This is a genomic window from Collinsella sp. AF16-8 (assembly GCF_003462695.1).
Classification (GTDB): domain Bacteria; phylum Actinomycetota; class Coriobacteriia; order Coriobacteriales; family Coriobacteriaceae; genus Collinsella.
Genome location: NZ_QRXX01000010.1, coordinates 59,029 through 76,057 on the forward strand (window position 1 = coordinate 59,029; position 17,029 = coordinate 76,057).

The following is a 17,029-nucleotide window of genomic DNA, read 5'->3' on the forward strand; positions in this document are numbered from 1 at the left end:
CTTTCTGGGCGGTCGCGCGGGGCTTACAGGCTGCCCTTGAGACAGTTTGCTCCGATAAAACCCGCTGCGTACAAGGGGAGGTGGCGCAGCTCGCGCCCGTCATCAGTTTCGCTGCGGGCAAAATTGTTCTCGGACAAAATGTAGGCATATGGCGACCGGGCTTTGTCCATAAACGACCCGAGGGTTCTTGCGCGCACGTTGCGTGCGGACTTTACCTCGACGGGCACAATTTCCATACGGTCGGTCTGAAGTAGAAAATCGAGCTCACCGCTCGTCTTCCAAGACGACGGCGGCACCCAATAGTACGTCCGCAAACCATTGCTCGAAAATGCCTGCATGACCGAGTTTTCGGCCAGGGCACCTCGAAAGTCGGAAGACAGTGCTATGGCGGAATCCTCTTTGAGGTCGAGCCAGAGCCGCGGGTTGATACCGAGTTTGTAGAACATGAGGCCCGTATCGAGAAGATAGACCTTAAAGAAACTTCCGTCTTCGTCGTCGAAGGGAACGAGGGGAGGTTCGATGCCTTCGGTCAGGTTGTTGACCGATATGATGGCGGCGCCTTCGAGCCAGTCGAGCGGCTCGATAAGCTTGGCGCGACGGCCTCCGCGTTCGACCTCGGAGTACTTGAATTTCTTTGTGGACGATCTCAGCAACTGGGACGGAATGGAGCGCCATACCTTGCGCGCCGCCACGCCACTGATCCCGTTTTCGGGGTCGGTCATATCGGCGGTGTAGGTCTCGTCGATTTCGCGCTGCTCGACGCGCGCGTCTTCGATGGATAACGTCTTGCGATATGCGTTGACGGCGGCGGGCATGCCGCCCACGACCTGGTATCGATGAAACAGGCTGAGCGCGGCTTGGTGCGCGGCGTAAGCATCGAGCGTGCCGGCGTGGGTACGAACAGCATCGGCCATCTGCTCCTCATCGAGCGCCCAGAGAAACTCCTCGAACGACATGGGATGCATGGTCTCTTGACGAACGCCGCTGGGAAAAGGCAACTTGCGCTTGCGCGTGGCGACACCGAGTTGGCTGCCGGTCGCGCATATGCGCCAGCCCGAACCCGAGAAAAAGCGAAGCGAGTTGAGCGCCCGTTCGCAGAGCTGCACCTCGTCAAACAGGATGAAGGCGGTTTCCTTGCGAATGGGGGTGCGTTTATAGTCTGAAATTCGCGCCACGATGGTGTCAACGTCGTCGGTGGGACAGTCGAACAGCGGAGCAATCAGTTCAAGATCGGTCTGAAAGTCGAGTTTGACAAACGCATCGCCGGCGATTCGCCTGCCGATTTCCTCGGCAGCGTACGTTTTGCCTACGCGTCGCGCACCACGGATGAGGAGGGGGCGTGAGGCGTCCTTTGTCGCCCATGATTCGATAACGGATTCGATTGATCTGCGCATGGGGCCACCTTTCCGATTTCGTGTACTTCAGATACATAGTTTAGTACGATTTCGTGTACTTAAAATACACGAAATCGTAGAAAAGCGTGTATCTGAAATACACGAAATTGCACTGCCGGAGCTTGCAGGCGGATAAACACTACTAGTATGGGACGGTTTTCACTGGTTGCTCGCCACCTTGGGCTGTGTTCGTCCCTATGCCTGCATCCGGGGCTGTGCTGATTGACGACGGCGCTCCCAGCGGGCGAGCTTGATCGTCACTAGCGCAAGCGCCCAGGCTACGAGCGAGAACGCAGCGCCCACGGCACCCACGTACGCAATGCCAATTCCGTTTACCACGGCGCCGCCCACTGCGGTGCCAAACGAGATACCGACGTTAAACGCCATGGGCTCAACCGAACTCGCGAGCACCATCGACTTGGGATGGCGGCTGCGCGCCACGTCCATAAAGTGTGTGATGCACGACACCGAGAACAGGTACATGAGCATCGCCAAGCTAAAGACAAAGACCAGCGCGAGCGGCATGGTGCCGCCCACAGCAAACAACCCGAGTAACGCCACAGCCTGCAGCACAAACGTCACGAGCAGCGCCTTCATGCCAAAGCGCGCATCAATCCATCCGCCCAGGATGTTCGAGATCAGGCAGAACGCGCCGTAGGCCATGAGCGTGGTGCTGGCTTCGACCGTGCCCATGCCCAGCACCTGCTCCAGATAGGGCGTCACATAGCCGTAAAACACATAGACCGATCCCACGCCAAACAAGAAGATGAGCATGCCGGTGATGATACTCGGTTCGCGCAGCAGACCCGCCTGTTCGCGGAAGGTGGCGGGTTCGTCGGTCTGTCCGGCGCGCGGCATAAACACCACGAGCGCGGCGCAGATCAGAACGGCAAAGGCCAGCGTGCCGTACATGGCAACGTGCCAGTCGAGCGTGTCGGCCACAAGCTTGCCGATCGAAGTGACAAAGACCATTGCTACGGAAAACGCACCATATACCACCGAGATGGCAAGCGAAGTTTGCTGCGGGGACAGCAGCTCGGGGATGTACGTCACACCCACGGCGAGCAGTGCGCCCGAGACGGAACCTAGGATGATGCGCGAGATAAACAGCACCTGGAAGTTGGGCGCTAACGCCATGACCAGATTGCCGAGCACAAAGATAATGCTGTAGCACACGAGCAGCTGGTAGCGGCGGAATCGCCCCGTGCTGAGCGCAAGCACCGGCGTAGCGATAGCGTAGACAAGCGCGAACACGCTGATGAGCTGGCCCGCAGTGGCAAGTGATACGCCGAGCTCCGTTGCCAAGTCGCTCTCGATACCGATGACCACGAACTCGGAGCAGCCGAGTGAGAATCCCAACAGCACGAGTAGCGCTAGGCAGAGCTTGGTGCGCGCGGGGGAGAGCGCGGCGGCGGTTGACTTGCTTTTAGGCGTGGTTGCGGCGGTCAAGGTTGTCACTCCAATGTCGCATGAATAAGCGGGATTCAATCCCTGCAACTCTAACAGAATGTGGCAAAGGGACAGTTCCTTTGTCGCAGGCTGCGCTTGCCTGTATAGTCGCAATACAGGTGAAAATGGTCTCAGGTACATTGCGGGCGACAGGAGATCCCATGGGTATGCACACGACAAAGGTTGTAGTGGGCGAGGGCAAGTTTGCGCTCGAGGCCCAGTTGACGGTGACGCCGCGAGGCATGGCGGTGTACGCCTGCTCGCCGGAGTTTGCGCACCTGGGCGCCACGGCGCAGGCCATTCCTCGCCCCGAGCCCGGCCGTACGGCGACGGTGAGCATCCTGGCCGTTCCGTGCCATCGAGACGAGATCCCGGCGCACGATATTGCGGCGGCGCTGGCCACGCGCTTTGGCGTGCCGGTAGTTGCAAGCACGGGTTTTCATGTGGAGAACGCGACCGCGGACGACTTGCGGCGCATGCTCGATACCACCAAGGAACTCATCGCCGCGCTCGAGGAGGCCGCAGCCCGCATTCTGCGCGCCGGCTGGGATGAGGGCGGCGCAGGCGCCGAGGTCGTGGCGGTCGATGCTGCGACCGGCGAGGCACTTGGCCCCGTCGATCGCATCGAAGCCCATACGGGGGAGGGCGTCCTGCATCAGGCATTTCTGACGCTTCTGGTCGAGGGCCAGGGCGAAGACGCGCGCCTGCTGCTCTGTCGCCGCAGTCCGCTCAAGCGCCTGTGGGGCGGGGTGCTGGCCGATAGCTGCGCCGGCCATCCGCTCCCCGGGGAAGACGTCGCGGCCGCCACGGCGCGTCGCATCAACGAAGAGCTTGGCATCACGCGCGGGCCCGATCAGCTCAAGCACCTCGGTCACGTGGTGTACTGCGAGGACCACGGCGACGGCCGCTGCGAGTGCGAATGGTGCGAGGTCTACCTTGCCCATGTTGAGCCGGGCGAGCTGCATATCAACCAAGAGGAGATCTCGGAAGTGCGCCGCGTGGCCCCGTCCGAGCTTAAAGGCTACCTGCAGGGTCACCCCGAGCAGCTGGCCCCCTGGCTCCGCGAGGCCCTCAGCGACCCATCCATCCGTACGGATCTCGCTATGTGAAACAAAAGACAGTCCCTTTGCCACATCCAAACCGTCACAACATTCGATGAAAATCTCGAAATCGAGGAAAAGCGTCGAATGTTGTGACGGTTTTGCCCAGAGGATCGCTTCTCATCCAAAAATCCCGCTTGACTGTATTGCCACAACACAGCGCAACGTAAGGGGTGTCCGATAACGGGCGCCCCTTTTTAAGTGGCAACGTGGCCGCGAATCCGGAGCGCCCCCAACAAGAAAGGTGGAGAGATGGAAGCGGAAAAGAAGGCGTTTAAGATCACCAAGCGCGAAATTGGCTTTGTGCTGGGTATCGTTGTCTTTTTGCTGGTGAAGTTTCTTCCTTTGGCGGAGCTGAGCTCGACGGTCGAGCTCACGGTCGGCGCTCAGACCTGTCTGGCACTGACGCTCGCCACGGTGGTGTTCTGGGCATGTGGCGTGGCGCAGCCGGGCTTTGTGGGCCTGCTCTACTGCGCGCTGCTCGTTCTGTTCAAGGTGTGCGTGGACGACACGGGCGCCGCGAGCATCTCGGCGACAGTCGCCTCCACGTTTAGCTCGTGGACCAAAGCCACCATGTGGCTCGTCATTGGTGCCTACCTCATCGCCAGCGCGGTCAAGGAGTCGGGCCTGGGCGAGCGCATCGCCTATGCGTTTATGCTCAAGTTCGTGCGCGACGCCAAGTCGCTCATCATCTCGATCTTCGCGCTCACCTTTGTGCTGTCGCTGCTGATCCCGCATCCGTTCCCCCGCGCTTTCCTCATTCTCGCCGTCGTCTCGGTCATCGCCGAGTCCGCCGGCTACGGTGACGACGACCGCGGCAAGCTCGGCTTCCTCGTGTTTGCCGCTGCCGCTCCGGGTTCCATGTTCTTCCTGACGGGCGATTCCACGCTCAACCCGCTCGTTGCGCAGTACAGCGCCGAGGCCGGCGGCATGAGCCCGTCGTTCGTTGACTGGTTCTTGTACATGAGCGTGCCTATGCTGGTCGCGCTGCTGTGCACCCTGTTCCTGGGCCTCTTCCTCTTTAAGCCCAGCAAGGAACTCGTCTACGATCGCGAGCAGATCGTGGCCAAGCAGGCTGCGCTCGGCAAGCTCTCCGTCAAGGAGATCCGCACCATCGTGTGGCTTATCATCGCCATCGCGCTGTGGCTCACCGTCTCGGGCGACTATATCGGCTGGGTCACCCTGGCCATTGGCGTCGCGCTCGCCATGCCCATCATCGGCGAGGTCCTCACGCCCGCCAGCTGGAACGCCGTCGACATCAAGTCCCTTATGTTCCTGACGGCCGCCATGGCCGTGGGCTCCGTGGGCGGTGCCACCGGCATGAACGCCTGGATCGCCGACGTTGTGCTTCCCAGCTCCGTGCCCGAGAACATCTTCCTGTTCGCCCTGCTTGTCGCCGCGCTCTCCATGATCATCCACATGTTCATGGGTTCGGTCATGGCCGTGCTCGGCGTGTGCGTGCCGGCGTTCATCAGCTTCGCGGCCGGCTCCAGCGTGAGCCCGCTCGCCGTGGCGCTCATCGTCTTCACGTCCATCAACATCCACTACATCCTACCGTTCCATAACCTGCCGATCCTTATCGGCGAGGGCAAGGACGCCGGCGGCTACACCTCCAAAGAGGCCATGCGCATGGGCATTCCCCTCACTGCGGTCGTCTTTATCGTCGTGCTGGTCGAGGCCGCCTGGTTCCACCTCTTTGGCCTGATGTAAGCGGTCGAGTGCTTGGCTGTAATTAGCCGAGTGCTTGAACTGCGAGTGCCCGAGCGCCCCATCCATGAGCGCCGTGGCCCCACTACGTTCCCCAGCCCGGCGGCACTCCCGCCGCCGGGCACTCTCCCGAAAGGAGCACGCTATGTCCACTACCGATGCTTCCCAGATCCACGACCTGCGCTCCGCGCTCGACTTTTTGCGCGAGATGCCGGGCCAGCTGCTCGAGACCGACACCCAGGTCGACCCGGACGCCGAGGTCTCGGGTGTCTATCGTCACGTCGGCGCCGGCGGCACCGTTATGCGTCCGACCAAAGAGGGTCCGGCGATGGTCTTCAACAACGTCAAGGGCTTTGACGATGCTAAGGTCTGCATCGGCATGCTTGCCAGCCGCAAACGCGTTGCCGCCCTGCTCGACCTGGACGAGGAGCACCTGGGCCTCGAGATCGGCAAGCGCTTCGAGAACTTGATCGCGCCCGAGCAGATCGCCGAGGGTGCGCACGTCGACTGTCAGGAGGTCGTGTACAAGGCGACCGACGAGGGCTTTGACCTGCGCAGGATCGTTCCCGCTCCCACCAACACGCCCGTCGACGGCGGCCCCTACATCACCATGGGCCTCGCCTACGGCACGAGCCCCGACGGCTCCCAGTCCGACGTGACCATCCATCGCTTCTCCTGCGTCGACAAGGACAAGCTTGCCATGTGGATCACCCCGGGCAGCCGTCACCTGGGCGCGTTCTTTGACGAGTACTGCCAGCGCGGCGAGGACATGCCCATCTCCATTTCCATCGGCCTGGATCCCGCCGTGTACATGTGCTGCGGCTTCGAGGCTCCCACCACGCCGCTCGGCTTCAACGAGCTGCAGATCGCCGGCGCCCTGCGCGGCCACGCCGTCGAGCTTGCCGACTGCGTCACCGTTCCGCAGAAGTGCATCGCCAATGCCGAGTACGTGCTCGAGGGCTACCTCATGCACGACGAGACCATCAACGAGGATGTCAACGGCCACGGCTACGCCATGCCCGAGTTCCCCGGCTACACCGGCGGCGCCAAGGTCTGCCCGGTGATCAAGATCACCGCCGTCACCACGCGCGTCAATCCCATCATGGAGAGCTGCATCGGCCCTTCGCACGAGCACGTTTCCATGGCCGGTATCCCCACCGAGGCTTCCATCTACAAGATGGTCGAGACCGCTATCCCGGGTCGCCTGCTCAACGTCCACGCTGCTCCCTGCGGCGGCGGCAAGTTCGTTGCCATCATGCAGTTCAAGAAGTCGAGCAAAAATGACGAGGGCCGTCAGCGCAACGCCGCCATGCTCGCCTTCTCGGCATTCTCCGAGCTCAAGCACGTCATCCTTGTTGACGAGGACGTCGACATCTTCGATATGAGCGACGTGATGTGGGCCATGACCACGCGCTTCCAGGCCGACGTGGACCTCATCACCATCCCCGGCTGCCACTGCCACGTGCTCGATCCGTCCAACGACCCCGCGTTCGACCTCACGATCCGCGAGCACGGCATCGCCTGCAAGGCCATCTTCGACTGCACGGTTCCGTTCGACCTTAAGAAGAACTTCATCCGCTCGCAGTTCATGGAGATCGACAAGGACAAGTGGGCCAAGGAGATTGCTTTCTAGTAAGTAGCCCTACCAAGTGGTTAAGGAGTTGTCATGCCTGAGTCTTCTGTCCGTCCCCGCCGCATCGTCGTTGGCGTGTCTGGCGCCAGCGGTGCCGCGCTGGGCCTTGAGTGCCTCAAATGCCTGCGTCAGGCCGGTGCCGAGTCGGCGCTTGTCGTCACGCGCGGGGGAGAGATCACCATCGAGCAGGAGCTCGGCATGACGCTCGACGAGTTTGTCGCGCACGCCGATGTGGTCTACGACAACAAGAACATCGGCGCCGCCATCGCAAGCGGTACCTATCCGGTTGACGGTATGATCGTGGCGCCCTGCTCCATGAAGACGCTCGCCGGCATCGCGAGCGGCTACAGCGAAAACCTGTTGCTGCGCGCGGCCGACGTGCAGATGAAAGAGCAGCGCCGCCTGGTGCTCATGGCGCGCGAGACGCCCTTCAGCGCCATTCATGTCGACAACATGGCGCGCCTGGCGCGCGTACCGGGCGTCATGCTCATGCCGCCCATGCTCACGTTTTACAACGGCCCCGCCACGCTCGACGACGCGGTGCATCACATCGCCGCCAAGGCGCTCGAGGCCGTCGGCGTGTCATGTGCAAACTATAAGCGCTGGTCGTAGGTGCCTTTAGGGTAGGATACGAGTAGTGTTTGAGCCCGCTGCCCCTGTGGGCGGCGGGCTTTGGTGTGTCGGGAGGACCCATGCAGACGGGCATGTATGCGATTAGCGAGATGGCGAGCTTGTTTAACGTTTCGCGCCAAACGCTCATCTACTACGACAAGATCGGCCTGTTTAAGCCCGCCGTGGTGAACGAAAAGGGCTACCGTTTCTATTCGCCCACGCAGATCCCGCTCATGCGTCTGATCTGCATGCTGCGCGACCTGGGGCTCGAACTCGACGAGATTGACCGCCTGACCTCGACGTTCGACATTGGCGAGATGACCGATCACCTGCGCTCGCGGGTGCAGGCGCTCGACAAGCAGATTGCCGGGCTCAAGGCTGAGCGCGCGAGTGTGCAGGAACGCCTGAGCTTTTACGACGAGGCAGTCTACTGGCGCGAGCGCGAGGGCAGTCCGGAACTCAAGCAATTCGAGCGCCGCTACGTGGTCTTTGAGGAGTTTCCGGGCGATATCGAGCGCGGTCGCTCGATGCTTCACCCCACGCTCATGCGGGCAATCCTGCGCATGCGCACGCTGACGGGCACGCGCCCCATGCGCGGTTGGGGCGCCATGCTGCGTCGCGAGGCGCTGCATTCCGACGATCCCATCGCCGGTGCCGGCTCCTTTGCCGTACTGCCGCGCGGTGCCGAGGAGCTGCTGCCGAGCGACGCTGCCGAGCTGGCAGAGATCGGCATCGAAGTGCTGCCCGAGGGCACATACCTGTGCATGAGCCGCTGGGGCATGCCGTACGAGCCCGAAGGCATCCGCGCCATCGTGGCCTGCATGGACGAGCACGCGCTCCAGCCCATCGGCAACGCCTTCGACTTTTGCTACCTCGATACCACGAGCTACGACGAGTCCCACCAAGAGGACTTCTGCTGCATCCAAATCCCCGTCGCCCTCCAGATGTGACAAGGGGACTGCTCCTTCGTCGCATTCGTGGTGTGGCTGCTGCCTAAACCGTCACAACATTCGATGAAAATCTCGAAAACGAGGAAAAGCGTCGAATGTTGTGACGCTTTTCCTGTCTGTGCCGGCGAGCTCCCGTGCCATCTGGGGGTATAAGGCTGGCAAGTGTTTATTTGCGAGGCTTAAGGGGCGCCCCGTATGGATATCGATAACTTTGAATGGTGGTATAGCGAGGGCGAGGCTCCGGACGAGGAGTGGGACGAGCCCGCGCCGCGTGACGTGTCGAGCGACGAGGACGAGGCCGGCAACGATGCTGCTGTCGAGCCTGACGCCGCCTCCGATGCCGCCGAGCCCCTGACCTTTGAGCAGGCTTGGGCCCAAGCCGAGGCCGATGAAGCTAAGGCCGATGCCACGGCCACACTCGGTGAGCCGGCGGACATGTCCATCTCGCCGGCCAAGATCCCGCAGCCGCGCCATAACATCGACCCCGGCAGTACGGCATCCTTCAGCATTCTCGACGTGCCCTCGCAGGGTGCCCAAGCACCCGCGCCCACACGTCGCCCCGACCTGGCTCGCGAGGAGGACGCGGGCCGTCGCTCTCCGCTCGGCCCCATCCTCATCGCCTTCATGGCCGGCGTTATCGCATGCTCGGTAATTGGAAACGTCTGGAGCCATGTTGAACAACAACGAAAAGACGCCGCCAAGGTCGAGATGTCCGTCGAACAATCGCTCAGCCGCACGCGCTCGGTGCATGTATCGGTCGAGGTCAAGGACGGCGCGACGTGGGACACCGCGCGCGGCGACAGCCAGATGCTCGTCCATATCGTGGGTCGCACGCTCAAGGGGCAAGCGATCGACGAGTACCAATACGTCAATTCCGAAGGTGACGGCATCGAGCTCAAGCCCGGCGACTACGAGCTCACGGTCGATGAGCCGCCCGTCGCCACCGACGGCACGCGTTACCGTGCCTCAAAGCGCATGGTTCCGGTGAGTTTTAATTCACAGGCGCCCGATACGGTCGATAGCACGCCGCAGGGCGGGTTTGACCTTTACGCTATTGCTCAATAACTGCACCTGTCGCTCAACCCCGCCGCCAAGAGTGGGACAATAGCCCTCGACACCGTTGTTTACTATTGGAGGAAGTAGCATGTCCACCGTCACTACCATCAAGCGCGGCGGCCTCACCGCGGCCATCGATTCCATGGGCGCCCAGCTCACGAGCCTTGCCCTCAACGGCAACGAGTATCTGTGGCAGGGCGACCCGGCCTTTTGGGGCAAGCATGCGCCTATCCTGTTCCCCATCGTGGGATCGCTGCGCAACAACATGGCGACATCTGCGGCCGGCACCTGCGAGATGCCGCGCCATGGACTCGCTCGCATCGTCGAGCACAAGTTGGTCGAGGTTTCGGAGGACGGCTCCTCGGTAACGTACGAGATCACTGACACGCCCGAGTCGCTCAAGGCGTTCCCGTTCCACTTTAAGCTCAACATGACCTATGCCCTGACCGGCGACGCCACGCTCACGCAGACCTTTGCCGTCACCAACACCGGCGACGTGGCCCTGCCGTTCTCGGTGGGCGGTCATCCTGCATTCAACGTGCCCGCCCCCGGTGCCGAAGACGAGGCGTTCGAGGATTACGAGCTGGCGTTTACCGAGGCTTGGACTAACGAGGCCCCCATCATCACGCCCGACGGTCTTATGACGTTCGAGGGCAGCTACAAGGCTCCCGATAACTCGGACGTGCTGCCCATCACGCACCGCAGCTTCGATAACGATGCCATCATGTTCACCGATGTCCCGGGTTCCACGCTCACGCTGCGCGGCCGCAAGTCGGGCCACGGCGTCAAGATCGACTTTGAGGGCTTTAAGTACATCGGCGTGTGGTCTGCCGCCAACGACGCCCCGTTTGTGGCGCTCGAGCCCTGGACCGGCCACACCACCATGGACACCGAGGACGACGTCTTTGAGCACAAGGTCAACACCATTACCTTGGCACCGGGTGAGACGGACGTTCGCAGCTTTAGCGTTACCCTGCTCTAGAGGTTCCGCCGTTCTAACGAACGACGGACCGGTCGACGCTGCGCGCCACCCAGAGCGACAATTTGTCATTCAAAAGGCAAGGCATGACCAGAAGGTCTATGCCTTGCCTTTTTCATGCTAACTTGTTCGCTCTGGGTGGCGCCCGCTGGCATTGCCAAAACATCGACGCTCCCAATGACTACCGTGTGTCTATTAATTTTTCGAGCTTGTGCTGCGCTGCTGGTCGCTGGCGTATATCCTGTTAAGTCGTCAGCATACGATTCAACAGGGAAGGCAGATTATGCATTCTCCCCATCAACGCGACGCGCATCCACAGCCGGTATGCAGCCGTCGCATCTTTTTGGGTAGCGCCCTCGCTGCGAGCGCTTCTGTCGTCGCCGGCGCACTTGCCGGCTGCCAGCGTCCCTCCACGCTGGAAGTAGTTCAGCCCACGACGGGCGGCGGTCGCGATGACCTGTCCGATTCTGTGATCGGCAAGGATAAGATCCGCATCGGCATGGAGGCGGCCTACGCCCCGTACAACTGGCAGGTTTCCGAGGCCAGCGAGTTCACGATCCCCATCGACAACGTGCAGGGCGCCTATGCCGATGGCTACGACGTGCAGATCGCCAAGATCGTCTGCAAGGCTCTCGGCGGCGAGCCCGTTGCCGTCAAGCAGAGCTTCTCGGGCCTTATCGATTCGCTCAACAACGGCCAGATTGACCTCATCATCGCCGGCATGAGCGCCACGCCCGAGCGCGAGGAGTCCGTCGGCTTTTCCGACCCGTACTTCATTGGCTACTTTGGCCTGTTCGTAAAAGAGGGCTCGCCCTACCAAAACGCCACCAAGCTCAGCGACTTCAGCGGTGCCACGGTGCTCGGCCAAAAGGACACCATGCTCGATACCGTCATCGACGAGATTCCGGGCGTTGTGCACAAGAACCCGGTCGATTCGGTCCCCACGGTGTTCTCGAATCTGCTGCAGGGCACGTGCGACGCCGTGACCTACAACACGGAGAACGAAAAGGGCTATATGGCCCAAAATCCCGGTATCGTCCCCATCCACTTTGCCGAGGGCGAGGGCTTTAAGCAGGAGGTCACGGCAAATGTCGGTTGCCGCAAGGGCTCGGACAAACTGCTTAAGCTCATCGACAAGACACTCAAGGGCATCAGCCAGGAGGAGCGCGACCAGATGTGGGACGCGTGCCTCGACCGTCAGCCGGCATAGGGAGGCAGCATGAAAGGCATCAATCGTCTGGCCTCCTTTATCAAGGCCGACCACCGTTATGTGTACCTGGGCACGAGCGTTATCGCGGCGCTCGGCTTGGCATTTAGCCAGCGCAACCCCACGCCGCTGAGCTTTTTGGCGCCCACCGGCATCTTCCAGGATTGCCTTTGGGCGATTCTTTGGGCCTGGATCGTCGTGTCGGCGGCAGCGCTCGTCACCAAGGTTATGCACTGGAGCGACTATCGCGAAACGTCGCCGTTTGCATCCGAGCGTTTCCGTCGCGGCGCGCGCCTGGGCAGCTATGTCGTGGTTGCCATCGCGGCGATCTTCTTTATCGACCGCTGCGTCATGTCGTTTGTCGACCTGGTGCAGGTGAGCATTGTCTCGGACTCCAATCCCAGCGACTTTCTGTCGAGCTTGGTCTACATGACCTACAAGAGCGGCGACTTCTTTATCCGCGGTATCGAGATCACCATCGCGCTTGCCACCCTCGGCACGGTCATCGCCTTCTTCTTGGCGCTGCTCTTTGTGTTCTTGCGCACCCAGACCTTCGATCGCGTCGACAACGACCTGGTGCGCTTCTTTAAGAGCATTGGCCGAGGCTTTGCGACCGTCTATTCCACCGTCGTGCGCGGCACGCCCATGATGGTCCAGGGCCTGCTCATCTATTACGCGGGCTTTACCGTTCTGCGCGGCATGGGCTTCGAGACCGCCCAGGCCAACCAGATCTGGAGTACCTTCACCGCCGGCCTCGTCACCATCTCGCTCAACTCTACCGCCTACATGATGGAGGTCCTGCGCGGCGGCATCGAGTCCATCGATCCCGGCCAGGCCGAGGCAGCGCGCTCGCTGGGCCTGTCGCAGTGGCAGGCTATGCGCAAGGTCGTGTTCCCTCAGGGTATTAAAAACGCGATCCCGGCGCTCACCAACGAGCTCATCATCAACATCAAGGACTCGTCGGTGCTCTCGGTCATCGGCGTGTTCGACCTCATGTACGCCACCACCACCGTCGCCGGCGTGTACTACCGCCAGATGGAGGTCTACTGCGTGGCGCTCGTGGTCTATCTGATCCTGACGCTCGTGGCGAGCCGCCTGCTCGAAGCCTTTGGCAAAAAGCTGGGCGCCGAGGCCCCTGCCACGCTGCCCAGCTCCAACTAGGCGCAAGACGAGGAGAATCATCATGGCAGATACCGCCACTACCGGCACTGCGGCAGCCGTGCAAAACCAAGAGCCGCTTATCCGCGTCGAGGGCCTGCGCAAGAGCTTTGGCTCACTCGAGGTACTCAAGGGCATCGACCTGTCCGTCAATTCCGGTGAGGTTGTCACCATCATCGGCGCCTCGGGCTCGGGCAAATCGACCTTCCTGCGCTGCCTCAACCTGCTCGAGACCCCGGACGCGGGCCACATCTGGTTCCACGGCCAGGACCTCACGGCCGAGCGCTGCAACATCAACAAATTGCGCGAGGACATCGGCATGGTGTTCCAGGGCTTTAACCTGTTCAACAACATGGATGTGCTCGACAACTGCACGCTCGCGCCCGTCACGCTCAAAAAGATGAGCAAGGCCGAGGCCGAGAAGGTCGCGATGGAGCATCTGACGAGCGTGGGACTCGAAAAGTTCGCGCACGCCGCCGTTGGCCGCCTGTCCGGTGGTCAAAAACAGCGCGTGGCCATCGCTCGTGCCCTATGTATGAATCCGCAGATCATGCTGTTCGACGAGCCGACCTCCGCGCTCGACCCCGAGATCGTGGGCGAGGTGCTCGAGGTCATGCGCAAGCTCGCCGCCGACGGCATGACCATGGTCGTCGTCACGCACGAGATGGCCTTTGCCCGCACGGTGTCCGACCGCGTGGTCTTTATGGACAAGGGCGTGGTGCTCGAGGATGCCGCGCCGGCCGAGCTCTTCGGCAACCCCAAACACCAGCGCACTCGTGAGTTCCTCTCTCGCTATCTCGAGGACAAATAACCGACCGCAAACGCTTACGTTGCAGGGCCGCTCCCGTGGGGCGGCCTTTGTCGTCACAATCGAAAGGATGTCATGGCCGAGGTTTGGCGCTTCTTTGCGCATGAGGACGATTTTGCCGATATAGACGAGGTCAGCGCGTGCGAGCGCTTGGGCCGCGTGCTGTCGTTTCCGACCATTTCGAGCATGGATGCCGAGGCGGTGGACTGGCAGCCCTTCGACGACCTGCGCGCCTATATGCAGCAGGCCTGGCCGCGCGTGTTTGCGGCGGGCGAGGTCGAGCTTATCGACCACTCGCTGTTGGTGACGCTTGTCGGCTCCGACCCTGCTCTCAATCCCGTTATGCTCATGGGCCACATGGATGTGGTTCCCGTGGTGCCGGGTACTGAGACCGACTGGACGCACGCCCCCTTTAGCGGGCGCGTGGACGACACCTACATCTGGGGCCGCGGCGCGATCGACATGAAAGACCAGGTCGCAGGCATTCTCGAGGCTGTCGAGTATGCGCTGGCGCACGGTTGGCAGCACGAGCGCACGCTGCTCCTGGCCTTTGGCCAGGACGAGGAGACTACGCAGTACGGAGCAGGCGCCATTGGCCGTGCGCTCAAGGGGCGCGGCATTGAGCTTGAGTACCTGATCGACGAGGGCGACTACCGCATCGTTCCGGCTGCCGAGTACAGCGCGGGCGAGGGTTGGCTCATGCACGCCGACCTGGCTGAGAAAGGTTATGCCGACATTGTGCTCAAGACAAAGAGCACGGGTGGACATTCTTCCAGCCCCTACGGCGGCACGTCGCTTGAGGTGCTCAGCCGTGCCATCACCGCAATCTGCGATATCGAGTGGCCGACGCGCGTGACCGACTTGCTTGCCGCCCAACTCGTCGAGTTGGGGCTCTACACGGCCGATGAAATTGCCGCCAACGGGGACGCCATTGTCCGTGATTGCCTCGCCAGCAAAAAGCTCTATCCGCTGGTGACGACTACCTGCGCGCCCACGCAGATCGAGGGCGGCAGCACCGGTGCCAACGTGATGCCACAGGACATGTGGGCCAATATCAACTTCCGCATGCTCGAGGGCACGGGCGTGGCCGATGTCGCTACTCGCTGCCGCGAGGCCGTTGCCGCGGCGGGCCTTGCCGGGCGCGTGGAGGTCGAACTCGGCCCCGGCAGCTCCGAGCCTTCGCCGTCTCCGCGTGTCGGCGGGCCGGGGCTCGAGGCCGTCCGTGCCATCGCCGCCCACTATTTCCGTGAGCCTTTGGGGACGGAGGAAAACGGATTATTCGAGCCGGTGGCAATTGTGCCCTCGACCGTGATCGGTGCGACCGACGCTGCCAACTACCAGCGTATTTGCCCTGAGTGCATTCGCTTCTCGGCCTTTGTGGTTGATGACGACGAGTGTGATCGCGGCGTCCACGGCACCAACGAGCGCATCACCCGCCGTGCCTACCTCCAGGGCATCCGCTTCCTCGTCGCTCTACTCCAAACGCTCTAGAATGTGATAAAGCGACAGTCCCTTTGTTAGCCGTTGGGGACGTTCTCAAACGACTAGTCGTTAAGGAACGTCCCCAATGGCTGCGTCCAATCATTCCGTGCGGGTTATATGCAGGTTTGCCTGCGCACGCTATCATGTATGGGTTAGACCGCAACTATGTACCCCATACGCGAAGGGATGCGCATGTATCTGAAGATCGACATGTTCTAGCCGGGCTTACCCCCGTAGTGGCGCCGCGCGCCCCATCAACTCTGCCGATTTTCACCTTCACGCATATAAAGGAGTCCCGCCATGCGCGACAAGCTCGAAAAGATTATCAAGGCCTACGAGGAGCTCGAGAAGAAGCTCTCCGACCCGGCCGTCGCCTCTGATATCAAGGAGTTCACGCGTCTCAACAAGGAGTACGCGCACCAGTCCGACCTCATCGCCGCTTCGCGTGAGTACATCGGCGCGCTCGATGACATCGAGGCCGCCAAGGAGATGCTCCACGATACCACCGATGCCGATGAGAAGGAGATGCTCCAGATGGACATCTCCGAAAACGAGGCCAAGCTTCCCCAGCTCGAGGAAGACATCAAGTACATGCTCATCCCGAGCGACCCCAACGACGACAAGAACACCATCGTCGAGATCCGCTCCGCCGCCGGTGGCGACGAGGCGGCCATCTTTGCCGGCGACCTGTACAAGATGTATCAGCGCTTCTGCGAGTCGCGCGGCTGGAAGACCACCGTGCTCGACTCCAGCCCCAGCGAGGCCGGCGGCTTTAAGTCCATCGAGTTCAAGGTCGAGGGCGACCGCGTCTACTCCGTCATGAAGTTCGAGTCCGGCGTGCACCGTGTCCAGCGCGTCCCCAAGACCGAGTCCCAGGGTCGCATCCAGACCTCCACGGCAACCGTCGCCGTGCTTCCCGAGGCCGAGGAGATCGACGTTCAGATCAACCAGTCCGACCTGCGCATCGATACCTACTGCGCCTCCGGCCCTGGCGGTCAGTGCGTTAACACCACCTACTCCGCCGTGCGCATCACCCACCTGCCCACCAACACCGTGGTGCAGTCGCAGGAGCAGCGTTCCCAGATCCAGAACCGCGAGGTCTGCATGCAGATGCTGCGCGCTCGTCTGTACGAGATGGAGCTCGAGAAGCAGCAGGCAGAGCTCGGTGCCGAGCGCCAGAGTCAGATCGGCCACGGCAACCGTTCCGAAAAGATTCGTACCTACAACCAGCCCCAGGACCGCGTGACCGACCACCGCATCGGTTTCAACTCCACCTACAACGGTGTCCTTCTGGGCGACCAACTCGGCACCGTGATCGAGGCACTCGCCGCCGCCGAGCGCGCCGAGAAGCTGGCACAGGCCGTTTAGTAGGTTACGCGGTTTTGCCAAACCGCGTAACGGCTCGACGCTGCGCGCCGCCCAGAGCGACAATTTGTCATTCAAAAGGCAAGGCATGACCAGAAGGTCTATGCCTTGCCTTTTTCATGCCAACTT

The 17,029-nt window shown here is 61.6% G+C and carries 14 protein-coding genes; 12 read left to right on the forward strand and 2 right to left on the reverse strand.

Going from position 1 to position 17,029, the window contains the following annotated elements; all coding sequences use genetic code 11:
• Positions 1-23: 23 nt before the first annotated feature.
• Both DWW73_RS09070 and DWW73_RS09075 read right to left on the reverse strand, forming a co-directional pair.
• Positions 24-1,394 carry an ATP-binding protein gene (locus DWW73_RS09070; protein ID WP_117635560.1) on the reverse strand — a complete coding sequence of 457 codons (1,371 nt, stop codon included), beginning with the start codon at positions 1,392-1,394 and terminating at the stop codon, positions 24-26.
• A gap of 195 nt (positions 1,395-1,589) precedes the next feature.
• On the reverse strand, positions 1,590-2,852 hold the full coding sequence (locus DWW73_RS09075) for an MFS transporter (protein WP_233509183.1): 1,263 nt from the start codon (positions 2,850-2,852) through the stop codon (positions 1,590-1,592).
• Between the two features lie 152 nt (positions 2,853-3,004).
• Between DWW73_RS09075 and idi the strand changes: the two genes are divergently transcribed.
• The 12 genes from idi to prfA all read left to right on the forward strand — a co-directional run bounded on the left by idi (position 3,005) and on the right by prfA (position 16,903).
• Positions 3,005-3,952, forward strand: a complete 948-nt coding sequence (gene idi / locus DWW73_RS09080; RefSeq protein WP_158563809.1) for an isopentenyl-diphosphate Delta-isomerase — start codon at positions 3,005-3,007, stop codon at positions 3,950-3,952.
• Between the two features lie 243 nt (positions 3,953-4,195).
• Positions 4,196-5,653 carry an SLC13 family permease gene (locus tag DWW73_RS09085; RefSeq protein WP_199413510.1) on the forward strand — a complete coding sequence of 486 codons (1,458 nt, stop codon included), beginning with the start codon at positions 4,196-4,198 and terminating at the stop codon, positions 5,651-5,653.
• Positions 5,654-5,795: 142 nt separating this feature from the next.
• Positions 5,796-7,283: a UbiD family decarboxylase gene (locus DWW73_RS09090; protein WP_117779399.1), complete on the forward strand. Its 1,488-nt coding sequence runs from the start codon at positions 5,796-5,798 to the stop codon at positions 7,281-7,283.
• Between the two features lie 33 nt (positions 7,284-7,316).
• Entirely contained in the window at positions 7,317-7,895 is a 579-nt protein-coding gene (locus DWW73_RS09095) for a UbiX family flavin prenyltransferase (protein ID WP_117779400.1), read from the forward strand.
• An 80-nt stretch (positions 7,896-7,975) separates the two neighbouring features.
• Positions 7,976-8,845, forward strand: a complete 870-nt coding sequence (locus DWW73_RS09100) for a MerR family transcriptional regulator (protein ID WP_117637680.1) — start codon at positions 7,976-7,978, stop codon at positions 8,843-8,845.
• A 195-nt stretch (positions 8,846-9,040) separates the two neighbouring features.
• On the forward strand, positions 9,041-9,910 hold the full coding sequence (locus DWW73_RS09105; RefSeq protein ID WP_055252426.1) for a hypothetical protein: 870 nt from the start codon (positions 9,041-9,043) through the stop codon (positions 9,908-9,910).
• 79 nt (positions 9,911-9,989) lie between these two features.
• The gene (locus DWW73_RS09110) at positions 9,990-10,883 is read left to right on the forward strand and encodes an aldose 1-epimerase family protein (protein ID WP_117779401.1); all 894 of its coding nucleotides are present in this window, start codon (positions 9,990-9,992) and stop codon (positions 10,881-10,883) included.
• Between the two features lie 280 nt (positions 10,884-11,163).
• Entirely contained in the window at positions 11,164-12,090 is a 927-nt protein-coding gene (locus DWW73_RS09115; RefSeq protein WP_117640968.1) for a transporter substrate-binding domain-containing protein, read from the forward strand.
• A gap of 9 nt (positions 12,091-12,099) precedes the next feature.
• Entirely contained in the window at positions 12,100-13,248 is a 1,149-nt protein-coding gene (locus DWW73_RS09120; protein WP_117779402.1) for an amino acid ABC transporter permease, read from the forward strand.
• Positions 13,249-13,270: 22 nt separating this feature from the next.
• Positions 13,271-14,056, forward strand: a complete 786-nt coding sequence (locus tag DWW73_RS09125; RefSeq protein ID WP_089573110.1) for an amino acid ABC transporter ATP-binding protein — start codon at positions 13,271-13,273, stop codon at positions 14,054-14,056.
• A 72-nt stretch (positions 14,057-14,128) separates the two neighbouring features.
• A complete protein-coding gene (locus tag DWW73_RS09130) occupies positions 14,129-15,544 on the forward strand; it encodes a M20/M25/M40 family metallo-hydrolase (RefSeq protein WP_117779403.1) in 1,416 nt (471 codons plus the stop codon).
• A gap of 291 nt (positions 15,545-15,835) precedes the next feature.
• Complete coding sequence (prfA, locus tag DWW73_RS09135) at positions 15,836-16,903, forward strand: peptide chain release factor 1 (protein ID WP_055252487.1); 1,068 nt, start codon at positions 15,836-15,838, stop codon at positions 16,901-16,903.
• Positions 16,904-17,029 lie beyond the last annotated feature (126 nt).